Annotated in this window: 11 protein-coding genes and 1 tRNA gene; 7 read left to right on the top strand and 5 right to left on the bottom strand. The window is 54.1% G+C overall.

The genetic code is table 11. The features are described 5' to 3' along the window. Positions 1–5 precede the first annotated feature (5 nt). Complete coding sequence (locus R6H26_RS03045; protein ID WP_404788208.1) at positions 6–287, top strand: DUF2470 domain-containing protein; 282 nt, start codon at positions 6–8, stop codon at positions 285–287. A 10-nt stretch (positions 288–297) separates the two neighbouring features. On the opposite strand, the gene R6H26_RS03050 is transcribed toward R6H26_RS03045, so the two are convergent. Together R6H26_RS03050 and R6H26_RS03055 are read right to left on the bottom strand one after the other, a co-directional pair. Continuing rightward, entirely contained in the window at positions 298–663 is a 366-nt protein-coding gene (locus tag R6H26_RS03050; RefSeq protein ID WP_404788210.1) for a hypothetical protein, read from the bottom strand. Positions 664–768: 105 nt separating this feature from the next. After that, positions 769–2,127 (bottom strand): recombinase zinc beta ribbon domain-containing protein, encoded by a 1,359-nt coding sequence (locus tag R6H26_RS03055; RefSeq protein ID WP_404788212.1) that lies wholly within the window; start codon positions 2,125–2,127, stop codon positions 769–771. A 73-nt stretch (positions 2,128–2,200) separates the two neighbouring features. Here R6H26_RS03055 and R6H26_RS03060 point away from each other — a divergent pair. The 6 genes from R6H26_RS03060 (at position 2,201) to R6H26_RS03085 (ending at position 10,057) form a co-directional block, all read left to right on the top strand. After that, positions 2,201–2,272 (top strand) — tRNA-Lys (locus R6H26_RS03060). Between the two features lie 151 nt (positions 2,273–2,423). Continuing rightward, positions 2,424–3,494, top strand: a complete 1,071-nt coding sequence (gene fba / locus R6H26_RS03065; RefSeq protein ID WP_404788214.1) for a class II fructose-bisphosphate aldolase — start codon at positions 2,424–2,426, stop codon at positions 3,492–3,494. 237 nt (positions 3,495–3,731) lie between these two features. After that, on the top strand, positions 3,732–6,179 hold the full coding sequence (locus R6H26_RS03070) for an ATP-binding cassette domain-containing protein (protein WP_404788215.1): 2,448 nt from the start codon (positions 3,732–3,734) through the stop codon (positions 6,177–6,179). 199 nt (positions 6,180–6,378) lie between these two features. Next, entirely contained in the window at positions 6,379–7,209 is an 831-nt protein-coding gene (locus tag R6H26_RS03075; RefSeq protein ID WP_404788217.1) for a hypothetical protein, read from the top strand. A gap of 103 nt (positions 7,210–7,312) precedes the next feature. Continuing rightward, positions 7,313–9,211 (top strand): glutamine--fructose-6-phosphate transaminase (isomerizing), encoded by a 1,899-nt coding sequence (gene glmS / locus R6H26_RS03080; RefSeq protein ID WP_404788219.1) that lies wholly within the window; start codon positions 7,313–7,315, stop codon positions 9,209–9,211. A gap of 57 nt (positions 9,212–9,268) precedes the next feature. Next, complete coding sequence (locus R6H26_RS03085) at positions 9,269–10,057, top strand: Uma2 family endonuclease (RefSeq protein ID WP_404788221.1); 789 nt, start codon at positions 9,269–9,271, stop codon at positions 10,055–10,057. A 25-nt stretch (positions 10,058–10,082) separates the two neighbouring features. On the opposite strand, the gene mnmG is transcribed toward R6H26_RS03085, so the two are convergent. The 3 genes from mnmG to R6H26_RS03100 all read right to left on the bottom strand — a co-directional run bounded on the left by mnmG (position 10,083) and on the right by R6H26_RS03100 (position 14,187). Then, positions 10,083–11,990 (bottom strand): tRNA uridine-5-carboxymethylaminomethyl(34) synthesis enzyme MnmG, encoded by a 1,908-nt coding sequence (gene mnmG / locus R6H26_RS03090; RefSeq protein ID WP_404788223.1) that lies wholly within the window; start codon positions 11,988–11,990, stop codon positions 10,083–10,085. Positions 11,991–12,101: 111 nt separating this feature from the next. Then, positions 12,102–13,067 carry a biotin synthase BioB gene (gene bioB / locus R6H26_RS03095; RefSeq protein WP_404788225.1) on the bottom strand — a complete coding sequence of 322 codons (966 nt, stop codon included), beginning with the start codon at positions 13,065–13,067 and terminating at the stop codon, positions 12,102–12,104. Positions 13,068–13,320: 253 nt separating this feature from the next. Next, positions 13,321–14,187, bottom strand: a complete 867-nt coding sequence (locus R6H26_RS03100; RefSeq protein WP_404788227.1) for a LuxR C-terminal-related transcriptional regulator — start codon at positions 14,185–14,187, stop codon at positions 13,321–13,323. Between the last annotated feature and the right edge of the window lie 107 nt (positions 14,188–14,294).

Genomic DNA, 14,294 nt, shown 5'->3' on the forward strand with positions numbered 1-14,294 from the left:
ACTTTATGGCTGACCCTATTACCCCCGAAGTAAGCCAGCGCATCTGCGCGCACATGAATGACGACCATGCTGAGGCGGTATTGTTGTATGCGAAGGTCTACGGACAAACCGAAGGCGCGACTGCTGCCACCATGAAAGCCATTGACCCAGAGGGAATGGATCTCAACGTGATGTTGGGCGATGAAGCTACCACGATTCGCGTGCCCTTCGAGCGATCGCTCACCGACTCCGAAGACGCGCACCAGGTCTTAATTGCCATGGTGCGCCAAGCGCGGTCTAAAGACTGAGATTTGAGGCTCAGTAGCCCAGGTAGGTTTTACTCAGATACTTCAAAATCCGTTTGCCTGGGCTGAGGGTCTTGGGGACTGTCGTCCCGACGATTTCTACGAACACTTTGTCCGAGAGCTCGCCCGCGTGATGCTTTTCTAACGCATCTACGACAGTAACCAGGTCGTTGGCAGAAAATTCGTAGCCGTACTGAGCGGCAAACTCGGCCACGACGGGCGCGCGATCGCCTTTCAGCGCCGCCGACTCCGCTTTGTCCAGCGCATCTTCGTTACTGATGTCTCCATCGCCAACCCCCAACAGCGCTTCGAGCCGATCGCGCAGTTGCTTATCTTCTGCGGTCTTTTGCATGAATTTAACAACGGTTGCAGTAGCCATAACGCACCCTAAACGCTAAAACGTTTTCCATAGTAGCAAGCCTCAAATGGTTGTTGTGTTATCTGGAAAACGGCTGGGCTAGAGTCCGGTAGAAGGATTGCACCACTAGAACATAAACCTAAGCTGAATCGACCATTGGGCCCCATCGCGCGCGATCTCGATGCTGCGGATGAATTCTCGAAAATAAAAGCGTCGCTCGGGTTCGGAAAGATCTTGCCAGAATTGAGGGATAGAGACAGTCTTGGCGGTTTCTAAAAGATTGACGGGCGGCAGTTGCGCCAGTTTACTTTGCAGCTCGGCAATTTCTGCCCTGAGCGTATAAGTCCTTAAATTCGCCGTTTTCTCGTCTAAAATCTGCTGCTCGACGAGATCTGGCAGTTGGGCGATCGCCCTTTGTTTGTCGGCGATCGCCTCCATCACCCCCGCCGCAATCCGATCCAGGGGGATTTGCGTCAGCCCTGCCACTTCTTGAGGCAGCGTTTGACAGATGGTCTCAATCGTTTTTGCGAGCACCTCCTCGTATTGCAGCGCTTTGCATTTAGGCCGCTGCGAGCAGGTCGTGGGTCGCAGGTAGAGATACTCGCGGGTTTGGCGCTGGTTCGTCACCCGCGACACGCTCATGGAAGATTGGCACTGCTGACAGGTTACAAGGCCAGAGAGCGATCGCGGGGCGCTGGCCGCGCGCGGGGCCACACTTTGATTGCGGCGCAGCAGCCGATCCACCTGGGCCGCCTCCGCCCGCAGCAGAATAGGAGGATGCGTATCAGGTTGGATGGCAGCTCGGTGGAGCAGATCGCCGCGGTAGACCGGATGGGTCAGCCACCGCTGCCCCGTGGAAGGCGATATCTTTTTGTTATGTTTTTTGGCAATGTGCCGCACCGCACCGCGCACGGAGCCGTAGATTAAAAAATGATCGTAAAAGTCCCGCAACACCGGAGCGACGCTGCGGTCGATCGCGTAGCGATCGCGACCTCGCCGATAGCCGTAGGGAGCCTTCCCCGGCGGTGGTAGCCCCTTCAGACGGTTGAGCGCGTGCCCCTGCCGGATCTGACGGCTGCGCTGCTGCTGCTGAATCCCGTTGAAGAGCGCCAATCGTTCGGGGGCTGATTCGACATGCTGCCCGTCTAATTCGCGGGCGGGCGCTTGCGATCGATAGGCTTGCTCCAGCGCCACAACGCACACCCCCAAAGATTCGAGCTGGGAAAGCGCGCGCGTGACGGCAGCCAGCGAATCGCCGAGTTCTTCCAAATGCCGCAATACCAGAAAGGCGGGTGGGTCTTGGATGGATTCCACGAGGAGAGCCTGGAGCTGCGATCGCCGAGGATCGGTATCTTCATAGACTGCATCGAACTGCCACCCCCACGCAGACGGGTTCGGTCGGTCTTCCCAGGCCGCGTCATAATACAGGTAAGCAACAGTCCGCATCAACTTGGCATCCGCCTCAAAGCGCTGACAAAAAATCAATATAGGTTGGCACAGATGTTCCCGCTGTGTTACCTTTGATTACTGTGCTACCGAACGACATAGGCTACATCTCGGGTCGCTAACTCAATGGTAGAGTACTCGGCTTTTAACCGATTAGTTCCGGGTTCGAGTCCCGGGCGACCCATTTTTCCAGTCCATTAAGAACAACTAATGTTTGCTATAAACAAGCAATGTTAACGGGAAGCCCTCAACAGGATAAGATGGCTTAAGATTAACGTAACAATTCAGCGCGTTTAACCCGAAGTTCGTCAATACCATAACGAGGAGAATCATCTATGGCGCTCGTACCTATGCGGCTACTGTTGGATCACGCCGCTGAGAACGGCTATGGCATTCCAGCCTTTAACGTCAATAACTTGGAGCAAATCCAGGCCATCATGCAGGCCGCAAACGAAACGGATAGCCCTGTGATTCTGCAAGCTTCGCGCGGCGCTCGTTCCTATGCTGGCGAAAACTTTTTGCGCCATCTCATTTTGGCTGCGGTGGAAACTTACCCCCACATCCCCATCGTGATGCACCAAGATCACGGCAACGAGCCTGCAACCTGCTATTCTGCGATCAAACACGGCTTCACCAGCGTGATGATGGACGGTTCTTTGCAAGCCGACGCAAAAACCCCAGCTAGCTACGAATACAACGTTGCCGTCACCGCAGAAGTCGTCAAAGTGGCTCACGCCATCGGCGCTTCCGTCGAAGGCGAGTTGGGCTGTCTCGGCTCCCTGGAAACGGGTATGGGCGAAGCAGAAGACGGGCACGGCTTTGAAGGCAAGCTCGACCACTCCCAACTGCTCACCGACCCCGATGAAGCCGTGGACTTCGTCGAGCGCACCCAAGTGGATGCGCTAGCAGTGGCGATCGGAACCAGCCACGGAGCTTACAAATTTACCCGCAAACCCACGGGCGAAATTTTGGCCATCAGCCGCATTGCCGAAATCCACAAGCGTTTGCCCAATACTCACTTGGTCATGCATGGCTCTTCTTCCGTGCCGGAAGACCTGATCGCCATCATCAACCAACACGGCGGCCAAATCCCTGAAACCTACGGCGTTCCAGTCGAAGAAATTCAGAAGGGCATCAAGAGCGGCGTGCGCAAGGTGAACATCGACACTGACAATCGCTTGGCCATCACGGCTGCAGTCCGCGAAGCGTTGGAAGCCAAACCCAGCGAATTTGACCCCCGTCATTTCCTGAAGCCTTCCATTAAGTACATGCAGAAAGTTTGTGCAGACCGCTACCAAGAGTTCTGGACTGCTGGAAATGCAAGCAAAATCAAGCAAATTAGCTTGGATGAGTACGCTCGTAAGTATGCTAAGGGCGACCTCAAGCAAGTTGCTGCGGTTGTTTAGGCAACTGCAACCTTTGCAACCTTACAGTTGAATTAACTTAGGGGTGGGCGTTGCTCACCCCTAAGTTTTGGGTTTGAGTCGGGTTCGCAAGGCCGTGCTTGCAATTAAACTTAAGGTCTCTATCGCCGCAATACCCTTTGGTCTCGCTATTGAATTCCCGGACCGCTGTTGAGATATTCTGGGCTGAGCGTGGCGATCGCCGCCCCCGTACTCCAGCTGCCGATCTAATTTACACTGATGGTTCTTGCCCGACTTCAACGACTAGAAGATCGCAACCTCCAAGAGGTTTTCTTGGTAACGCCCCGCACCCGTTTGACCATCGGCCAAAACCGTTCTAATCTTCTGGTGTTAAATCATCCGTCGATCTTGCCCTTTCACGCCATTGTATTTTGGCTGGGCGATGGATTTGCAGTCGAAAAAAAACATCCGGCAGCAGAAGTCTGGGTCAACCAACACAGCCTTCTGCCCGATAGCCCCTACGGCCTGTCCAGCGGCGATCGAATTCGAATCGGAGGCGTTACGCTAACCTTTAATTTAGACGCCTTTGCCTCCGCATCCGTCGAACCGAATCCCAGCCCAGAACCTTCGAGAGACGCTTTGCACAATCGTACATCAACCCCATCGCTCAGCCAGCCAGCTCCAACCGCTCCCATTCATCGACTCAGACTAGATGCATGCGATCTGGTCTACCGCGTTGGCGGGCTGAAGCTCTTAGACGATATTTCGCTCTCGATTTTACCGACAGAATTTGTCACGATCGTCGGAGTCAGCGGCGCTGGTAAATCGACCCTCCTCAACGCGCTGTGTGGCTTCAGACCGGCGACCCGAGGCAGCGTGTTTGTCAATGGCGATAGCTTGTATCAAAACTACGATGCCTACCGCAACGAATTAGGCTACGTGCCCCAAGACGACATCATTCACGAAGACTTGACGGTACAGCAAGCCCTCAGTTTTGCCGCGCAGTTGCGGCTTTCCCCGCACACGACCGAGGCCGATCGGCAGCAGCAAGTCCACCAGGTCCTGTTGGACTTGGAGCTTCGGGAACAGGCAAACACCATTGTTAAAAACCTCAGTGGCGGTCAGCGCAAACGAGTTTCCATTGGTGTCGAGCTATTGACCAAGCCGGGTTTATTCTTTCTGGATGAGGCGACGTCAGGCCTCGACCCCGGTACCGAGCTTCAAATGATGCGGCTGCTGCGGCGCATGGCCAGTCAAGGACGAACGGTGGTGTTGGTTACCCATACCACTAAAAATCTAGCGATCGGCGATTTGGTGGTGTTTTTAGCAAAAGGGGGTCGCGTTGCCTATTTTGGCCCGCCGAAGGACGCGCTCGACTACTTCGGTGTCGAAGAATTCGATGAAATTTATATCAAAGTAGAAGAAGAGCGATCGCCTCAAGAGTGGGCGCTGCAATACCAGCAGTCGCTGTACTACCAGAAATACGTCGCCGACCGACAAATCTCTTTGCTCGAAGTGCAGTCGAGTCCGGACATTGCTCCCCTCCCGACGGAACTCAGACAGTCCCTCAAGCCCTCCCCCTGGCGACAATTTCGCATCCTGTCCAAACGCAGCCTTACCATTTTGCGTCAGGATCGCCCTAGCTTTTTCTTTTTGTTAGCCGTCGCGCCTATCTTGGGGATTTTGGATTTTGTGATGTGGCGGCGCGATATGTTCGACTCCGACACGGGCGACCCCAGTCAGTGCTTTACGCTGCTCTTCATTACAGTTCTGATTGCAGTGATCGTCGGCAGTTTGAGCACGATGCGCGAAGTCGTGAAGGAGTCGGAAATTTATCGGCGCGAGCGCATGATCGGGTTGCAAATCGTCCCCTACGTGCTCTCCAAAGTGAGTCTGAGTGCCATTCTAGCGCTGTATCAGTCCGCCATATTTATCAGTACTAAGGCGATCGCCGTCGATTTCCCAGGCACGTGGGAGACGGGTTTTTACATCTACATCACCCTGTTCTTATCGACCCTTGGGGGAATGGTGATGGGGCTGCTGGTTTCTGCCCTTTCCACCTCTCAAAATATGGCTCCGCTGCTCACTATTTTGTTTCTGGTGCCGCAAATTACCTTCGCCGGGTCTTTTTTACCCCTGCGCACCCTTGGTCCTGCTGGACAGGCCATCAGCCAGCTGACAATCACCCGCTGGGCCTACGAATCGATGGTGACGCTCTCAGGCATCGGCAGGGATGTTGCCCGAGATCCCTGTTGGAAGCAGCCAGACTCAGTCCGCAAAGCTTGGAAGGATGCGGATAAGGTATCTTGCCAGTGCATGGGGCCTCAGCTGTTCGATCGGTGTGAATTTCCGTCTCTCCATCTAGAGTACGATCCTGCCGTCAGTCAGCCGGAGCCGCTCAAACCTAAAAGCCCTGGCGATCCTCCCGCCGCACCGGAGAATCTATTGCTGGAAGCGACGCAATTTTCGGACGATTTGACAGCTTATTCCGATAAAACGAAGGTTTATCGCAAAGAATTGGATGCCTGGCAGACTCGCTTTAGTCAGTGGAAAGAAAAGCGAGGTCGGGCGATCGCCGCAGCTGAGGAATTGCTGAATCGATTTAATCGAAATCAAGGCGATGCCTTCGCCGTCAATTTTGTCCGCCATTGGGTCAAACTGGGCCTGCTCATCTTAGCCATGCTGTCGATCTTAATTGGCGTTCAAAAGCGCAAAGATTGGGTGTAGATCTCTATCTTTAGGGGCAGACAGTCAGCATTGAGTCATGATACGAAATATGGCAATTTTTTAAGATCGTGTTGTGCGCTGCAATCTGCTTGACTAAAACCGGGTAATGTATGCTTTGATCGAAAAGTAATTTAACGCTATTACCCTCGCTTCTGAAAGTATTTGTAGTCCAATCTAGCGACGCTTCGGGTGTGTGGATATGTCTCTATCTGAATCTTTCGACCCTGAATCCTTGGGCGAGTATTTGACGCCTCCTAAATCCTGGTTTACTGGCGAATTTGCCCAGCCGCTCCCCCCTGACGACAATTCTGAGGTTGCAGAGAGCAGCTTGCCCTATCTTCATTGGCAAGAGCATTTGCTGCCCCTATCTTGCATCTCCCAAGAGGATAACTTGACTGTCTTGCGCTTGGAGTTAGAGACCGCTCACCAACTCTTGCAGTACCAACAGACTGCAATCGATGCGTTATCCGAGCAGCTCACCAATCGCGATCTGGCGCTGCAGCACAAGCAAGACGAGCTATGCAACGCGCAACAAGTTTCCCGCGGGCAAACCGCTCAGATTTCCGAATTAGGAGCTATTTGTCGAGATCTTAAAATGCAGCTGCGGCGTCAGCAGCAGCGAGTGCTGCAGTATAAAGATCTGCTGAAAACACAGTCGGTCGTGGATGCAGCCCCTGTAGCGTCCGCTAACCCTAAGTTTTCGGAGTCCGTCGTTTCTTTCGGTTACGATTCAATTTCGATTGAAACCCGCTCTTGCTCTAAAACGCCCAAACCTTTACCCGTCAGTGCTTGGTCTGCGCCAGAATCGATCGACTTGACGGGGCCGCTCGCCTGTTACCGCGAATTAGCCACGATTCGGATGACGACGTCTCGGATTCGCCTCGAATCATCTACCTGGTCTTCAGTCCATACTCAGCCTGCACCCGCGCTTCCCTCTGTTGCTGCTGGCACGGTCGGTTCTGAAGGTCAGAGGTCGGCAGGGACTGCGATGAGGGTCGAGCTGCCTAGTTTTACCCGCACGTCTGGTTGAAGCGATGGGGAGGCTCGCCGAGAGTCGGTCTTTCAGCTGAAAGCAACCATTTTATTTGTCTAGACGTCGGTTGCTTGTGTCCGATCGGCAGAAAGGTGCTTCTATGTGTGGAATTGTTGGCTATATTGGACCCCAGCAAGCAAGCCGGATCTTGCTCTCTGGGTTGCAAAAGCTAGAGTACCGAGGATACGATTCAGCGGGCATTGCCGCACTGTGGGAAGGAGAACTGCACTGTATTCGCGCTAAGGGTAAGCTGCATCATTTGGCAGACAAGCTCGAGCATTGGGAATATCCAGCTTCTGTGGGTATCGGCCACACGCGCTGGGCGACCCACGGCAAACCAGAGGAATATAATGCCCATCCCCACCGCGATGAAGCGGAGCGGCTGGCCGTGGTTCAAAACGGCATTATCGAAAACTATCGAGAGCTGCGAGAAACCCTCAGGCAAAAGGGCTATACTTTCCGCTCCGAGACCGATACGGAAGTGATTCCCCATCTGATTGCCGATCGCCTCAAGGCCCTCGACCCTGCTGGCGATGCGTTGGGAGGGTCTCTCCTCCTAGAGGCAGTTTGTCAAGCGGTGAACGAGCTGCAAGGTGCGTTTGCGATCGCCGTTATTTCCGCCGACTTCCCGGATGAAATCATCGTCGCCCGCCAGCAGGCTCCCTTAGTGATTGGTTACGGCCAAGGCGAGTTTTTCTGCGCCTCGGATACGCCAGCGCTCATTCCCTACACTCAAACCATTCTGCCCCTCGACAATGGCGAAATTGCGCGCCTGAGCACCGATGGGGTGCAGGTGTTTCACTTCAACGGCGATCGCGTCCGGAAAACCCCTAGAACCTTGAACTGGAATCCAGTCATGGTGGAAAAACAGGGGTTCAAACACTTCATGCTCAAGGAAATCTACGAGCAGCCCGGCGTGGTGCGCGCCTGTTTGGAGACTTACCTGGATGAATCGTGGGACATTGACGCCGTCCGAAGTCCGGTGCGGCTCGGTCTGCCCCCAGAACTATACGCCGACCTAGAGCACATCCACATTCTGGCTTGCGGGACGAGCTGGCATGCCAGTCTAGTGGGCAAGTATCTCCTAGAACAGGTTGCGGGCATTCCGACCCAGGTGCATTACGCTTCGGAGTTTCGCTATGCTCCCTCCCCCCTTACTGCGAACACCCTTACGATTGGGGTGACGCAATCGGGAGAAACCGCCGACACTTTGGCGGCCCTAGAGCTAGAAAAACAGCGCCGCATCGATCGAACCGATGCCTATCGCTCGCGTCTGTTGGGGATTACAAACCGGACGGAGAGTTCCCTGGGGCGCATGGTGCCTCACCTGATCGATACCCATGCGGGGATTGAAATTGGGGTGGCTGCGACCAAGACGTTTATTGCCCAACTGATTGCGTTTTATTTGCTGGCTTTGGACTTGGCTCACTATCGCAAAGCCCTTCCAGCCGCACGGATAGTTGAAATTCTAGATGGTTTGCGTCAGCTTCCGGCCCTCGTGGAACAGGTCTTAGAAATTCAAGAGCGCTACGTGGAAACCTTAGCCCATAACTTTTTAGATACCCAAGACTTTATTTTTCTAGGACGCGGGATTAATTTTCCCATTGCCCTGGAAGGTGCCCTCAAGCTCAAGGAAATCAGCTACATCCACGCTGAGGGCTATCCGGCTGGCGAAATGAAGCACGGCCCCATTGCATTGTTGGACTCGAAGGTGCCTGTCGTGGCGATCGCCATGCCGGGAACGGTCTTTGAAAAGGTGCTTTCCAATGCCCAAGAAGCTCGCGCTCGCGACGCTCAGTTGATTGGAGTCACGCCCATGAACGAGCAGGAAGCCCAAGAAACTTTCGATACGCTCCTGCCCGTCCCCGAAATTGACGAGTTGTTATCTCCTATCTTGACCGTTATTCCGCTCCAGTTGCTGTCCTATCACATCGCAGCGCTGCGGGGGTTAGACGTGGATCAGCCGAGAAATCTGGCAAAATCCGTCACCGTGGAATAGATTGAAAAGAAAGAAGAAATCTAGCTCCCCCATGCAGGTCCGATCGAGGGCAACATCATGGTACTTCAGATTCCATCGCCTCGTGCAACAACGCCCAGCGTGACCTGGGAAGCTCTGCCTGCCGATTTTGTCTTGCCCGACGACCCTGTGGAAAATATCCAACAACCGCTCCTCGCCGCTGCGCTCACCGATGCCCTTGGCGCAGCAGGGTACATCAAACCCGCAATGCTCATTGTTTCCAACTTTGGGCTGGTGGCAAACATCAATAAGAAGACCGTCGTGAAAGCGCCGGATTGGCTGTACGTGCCCCGCGTCAATCCGGTTGCCCAGGATATTATTCGTCGTAGCTATACCCAACACCTAGAAGGCGAGCCTGTCGCAATCGTCATGGAGTTTTTGTCTGACGAAGAGGGGGGCGAATTGTCAGTGCGGTCCACCCCGCCCTACGGCAAGCTCTACTTCTACGAACAAATTTTGCAGGTGCCTACCTATGTCACCTACGACCCCTACGAGTCCAGGCTGGAAGTCCGATGCTTGCAGGAGGGACGCTATCGGTTGCAGGAACCTGACGATCGGGGACGGGTGTATATTCCAGAGGTAAACCTGTGGCTTGGCCTGTGGTCGGGCGAACGTCTCCGTCACACGATGAACTGGCTGCGGTGGTGGGACGCGGCGGGAAATTTACTCCTATGGAGTGCAGAACAAGCAGAGCAAGAACGTCAACGAGCGGAACAAGAGCATCAACGCGCAGAGCAAGAGCGCCAACGAGCTGAACAAGAACGCCAACGAGCGGACGCTTTGGCCACAAAACTCAGAGCGCTGGGAATCGATCCGAATCAACCCTGACGAAGGCTTTCTAGCCCTCTCCCCATTAGGCTTGTGTTGCTAACCGAGACGAGGTTTCTAGGTAAAACAACAGGGCATTGATATCCGCAGGGTTAACGCCTCCAATGCGAGTCGCCTGACCGATGGTCAGCGGCTTAACCTTATTCAGTTTTTCGCGGGCTTCCATAGACAGCGTTTGAATGCTGCCGTAATCTAGGTTGATAGGCAGTTTGCGATGTTCTTGACGGCTGGTGTACTCGATTTGTTTTTCCTGCCGCTTGATGTAGCCGGAGTACTTAATTTCAATTTCTACGCCTTCCTGTTCGCACGCTGCCAAAGCTGGAATTCCCAGTCCGTGCCGCTCCAAATCGACATAGTGAATGCTAGGTCGACGCAGTAAATCCGCAAGGGTAATCGAACCTTTGATCGCCTGATCGGTCTCGGCGGCGATCGCCATTCCCACTTCATCCTGTTCCTTCAGGCGCGTGGCGTGGAGTCGCTCTTTCTCAGCCGTGATATTGGCTTGCTTGCGGGTGAATAATTCCCAACGGCGATCGTCAACTAGGCCGATTTCTCGACCCAACGGCGTCAGACGCTGATCGGCATTATCGGACCGCAGAATCAGGCGGTACTCCGAACGACTGGTCAGCATTCGATAGGGTTCGCGAAGATCTTTGGTGCAGAGATCGTCCATGAGCGTACCCAGATAGCTCTGCTCGCGGGAAAACACCACCATCTCTTGATGGCGGACAAAGCGGGCGGCGTTGATGCCTGCCACTATCCCTTGCGCGGCGGCCTCTTCGTAGCCCGTCGTGCCGTTAATTTGCCCCGCGCAGAATAACCCCTCGATTTTTTTAGTCATGAGGGTGGGATAGCACTGGGTTGCGGGAAGGTAGTCGTACTCTACGGCATAGGCAGGGCGAAGCATGGCGCAGTTTTCTAGGCCGGGGAGCGATCGCAGCATTTGCAGTTGCAAGGTCTCGGGCAGTCCCGTCGAGAACCCCTGAATGTAAAGCTCTGGGATATCTCTGCCCTCTGGCTCGATAAAGATCTGGTGGCTTTCCTTATCCGCAAAGCGCACGATCTTGTCTTCAATGCTGGGACAATAACGAGGCCCCTTGGCATCCACCCAACCGCCATAGACGGGCGATAGGTGCAGGTTATCTCGGATGAGTTGATGGGTTGCGGCAGTGGTGCGCGTAATGTGGCAGGGCACTTGCTCCCGCTCCACCCACGCGTCAGGATCGAAGCTAAACCAGCGCGTGCCATCGTCTGGGGGCTGTTCTTCCATTTTGCTGTAGTCTACCGAGCGCTTATCGACCCGCGCTGGCGTGCCCGTTTTCAGCCGTCCCGTTTCAAAGCCGAGGCGGTTGAGGGTATCCGTCAGTCCTTCTGCGGCAAATTCACCCGCGCGGCCAGCAGCCATGGATTTATTGCCCACCCAAATGCGACCGCCCAGAAAGGTTCCCGTCGTTAAAATGACGGCTTTGCACTCAAAGGCGACGCCAAAGTAAGTCTGCACCCCCACGACTTCTGCGTTAGGTCCCAGCACCAAGTCCGTCACCATGCCTTCGCGGACGGTCAGGTTTTCCTGATTTTCGACGATGGTTTTCATGACCGCAGCGTATTCCCGCTTATCGGTCTGCGCCCGCAGCGCCCACACCGCAGGCCCGCGAGAGCTATTGAGCAAGCGCTTTTGCAGGTAGGTGCGATCGGCCATTTTGCCAATTTCTCCGCCCAGCGCGTCTACTTCATGGGTGAGCTGAGACTTGGCCGGCCCGCCCACGGCTGGATTGCACGGCTGCCACGCAATTTTGTCTAGAGTCAGGGTCAGCAGCAGCGTTTTGCAGCCCAATCGCGCCGCAGCTAACGCGGCCTCGCACCCCGAATGGCCTGCCCCCACCACAATGATGTCAAAGGCATCGATAAATTCAACAGAAACTGGAGCGATCATAGAGCGATGGCGATTTGCACGGAACCTTTCCCTATTCTACTCGGCTCTCAGTGCGAGTCTCCGCGTGACGGCGACGCCTCCAGTTCTGGCGGACATTGCCGAACATTATTTTTATGCCGTTCGAGCATTTGTCGGGCTTAAGGCGCCAATTTTTTCTAAGAGTTGGCGATCGCAGTCTGGTTCGGGGTTCTCTGCCGTGAGCAGTGTCTCTCCATAGAAAATCGAGTTCGCTCCTGCCATAAAACAAAGCACTTGAGCTTCGGGCGTTAAGTGACTGCGCCCCGCACTGAGGCGGACGCGAGCCTTAGGCATGACGATCCGAGCTGTGGCGCACATTCGCACTAAGTCAAAGGAATCGACGTGGATCCGATCTGCCAGTGGCGTACCTGGAATCGGCATCAAGGCGTTAATGGGAACGCTTTCGGGATGCGGGTTCATTGTAGCCAGGATCTCCAGCATTCGGGCGCGATCTTCGAGCTGCTCGCCCATGCCGATGATGCCGCCACAGCAAACGGTGATGCCTGCGTTGCGGACGTGGGTGAGGGTTTGGAGGCGATCGCCGTAGGTCCGCGTGCTCACGATCTGACTGTAGTATTCGGGGCTGGTATCTAGGTTGTGGTTGTAGGCTGTCAGCCCTGCCTCGGCTAGGCGTTTGGCTTGCAGCGGCGCGAGCATGCCTGCTGTCACGCAGGCTTCCATGCCCAGTTGCCGCACGCCCTCGACCATTTCGAGCATGGCGTCAAATTGCTTGCCGTCGGGGATTTCGCGCCACGCCCAGCCCATACAAAAGCGATCGGAACCCAGTTCTTTTGCTTTTTGGGCTGCTGTTAAGACCTCATCGACGGTCTTGAATGGTTCTGGCTTAACTGCGGTGGGATGGTGGGCCGATTGAGAGCAATAACCGCAATTTTCGGCACAGCCGCCAGTTTTGACGCTCATGAGGGTTGCGAGCTGAATATCCGTGCCCTGCCAATGTTGGCGGTGAATGGTTTGAGCTTGATAGACCAGATCGAGGAGCGGTAGGTTGAGCAGGTCAAGAATGTCGGCAGTCATCCAGTCGTATCGAAGCGTTGACATAGGTTAGGGCGGAGGGGTAGGGGTTATACGCTGTCCAGAATGAATTGAATCCCACGATGGAGAAACGCAGGCTCATCCTTGATAATGCAGTAGGGCGGCATAGTTTAGATTACCTTGCCTAAGGAGCACGGGAGTAGTTTTTGAGCGATCGCGTTTTGTCGCACTGCCTTTGAGCACTGATGGATGGGCGTTTAGAGCCTTTCAGGCTTGAACCGTCAGCTAAGGGGGGACAAATTGAGAAGGCCTAGTTTTGCTAATGCCTGGGCGATCGTCTCTGTCCGGCTATGCACCCCCCATTTGCTATAAATACTTTCCAGATGTTTGCAGACGTTGCAGACGTTGATTTGAGGTGAGTGGCGATCGCCTTATTGTTTTTGCCCTGTATCACGCAAGCTAAAACCTCGGTTTCGCGTTGGCTTAACCCTAGTAGGGCTAGGGAATTCATTGGGGATAGCGTTTGTTCTTCGAGCAGAAGTAGATATCGCGCCCCCAGTTGTTCGATGACTAAACGAATCACTAATTCTTTGCCTGCCTGCTGAATTCGTAATGGCGAACAAGCTTTGGGGTGGTCTGGATGTTTAGTGAGTCCAGCGATTTGATGTTTAACCCATGACCATAGATGGTCTGGGAGTTGATGGGAGCAGGTGGGTTTTGAAAAATAGGTTTCTAGCCATCGTATGGATTGGGGTGCAATCGATTGTATACACCCGTCAGCATTTAGGATGACCAAATCAAGGTAATTGAGGGTCTGCTGGAGTTGGCTTAACTTCTGTTGTAGTAGCTGATAGTGTTGAACATTGCAATAGGCTTGAAATAGGTGAGGACGAAGGAGATTTAGGATGAGGCGATCGCTTTCTGTAAAACTACGCTGACTTCGATTTAGCGAGGCTCCGACTAAAGTTGCTTTTACCTGCGAAAGTTGATGCCAGCCCACAGGAGTTACATTTGGCAAGAAAAGAGTCATCTGGTCTTCAAGGTTAAACGATCGCATAAACCTTTGATATACCCCCTCAAGGCAATAAAGTTCCTCTTGACTGACAAAATCTGAAACTTTATAGGCTCCATTGAGGGTTTGCGGCATATTACGGGTGATTGGATGCTCGCCGAAATGTTCGGACATTTCTCTTTCTTGAGCAGCAGTTAAGCCAGGAAAATCGGGTAGATGGCTATGAGAAATTTGAAGCCCTTGAGAGTGAATGACGTGGAAACATGGAATATCGCTGGGGA

The organism is Altericista sp. CCNU0014 (assembly GCF_044923475.1).
Lineage (GTDB): Bacteria > Cyanobacteriota > Cyanobacteriia > Thermosynechococcales > Thermosynechococcaceae > JAAURS01.

What these genes read in the sequence shown, in the direction of transcription:
- R6H26_RS03045 (WP_404788208.1), top strand. Translation starts at nt 6, where the DNA reads ATGGCTGACCCTATTACCCCCGAAGTAAGCCAGCGCATCTGCGCGCAC.
- R6H26_RS03050 (WP_404788210.1), bottom strand. Translation starts at nt 663, where the DNA reads ATGGCTACTGCAACCGTTGTTAAATTCATGCAAAAGACCGCAGAAGAT.
- fba (WP_404788214.1), top strand. Translation starts at nt 2,424, where the DNA reads ATGGCGCTCGTACCTATGCGGCTACTGTTGGATCACGCCGCTGAGAAC.
- R6H26_RS03070 (WP_404788215.1), top strand. Translation starts at nt 3,732, where the DNA reads ATGGTTCTTGCCCGACTTCAACGACTAGAAGATCGCAACCTCCAAGAG.
- R6H26_RS03075 (WP_404788217.1), top strand. Translation starts at nt 6,379, where the DNA reads ATGTCTCTATCTGAATCTTTCGACCCTGAATCCTTGGGCGAGTATTTG.
- glmS (WP_404788219.1), top strand. Translation starts at nt 7,313, where the DNA reads ATGTGTGGAATTGTTGGCTATATTGGACCCCAGCAAGCAAGCCGGATC.
- R6H26_RS03085 (WP_404788221.1), top strand. Translation starts at nt 9,269, where the DNA reads ATGGTACTTCAGATTCCATCGCCTCGTGCAACAACGCCCAGCGTGACC.
- mnmG (WP_404788223.1), bottom strand. Translation starts at nt 11,990, where the DNA reads ATGATCGCTCCAGTTTCTGTTGAATTTATCGATGCCTTTGACATCATT.
- bioB (WP_404788225.1), bottom strand. Translation starts at nt 13,067, where the DNA reads ATGTCAACGCTTCGATACGACTGGATGACTGCCGACATTCTTGACCTG.
- R6H26_RS03100 (WP_404788227.1), bottom strand. Translation starts at nt 14,187, where the DNA reads ATGTCCGAACATTTCGGCGAGCATCCAATCACCCGTAATATGCCGCAA.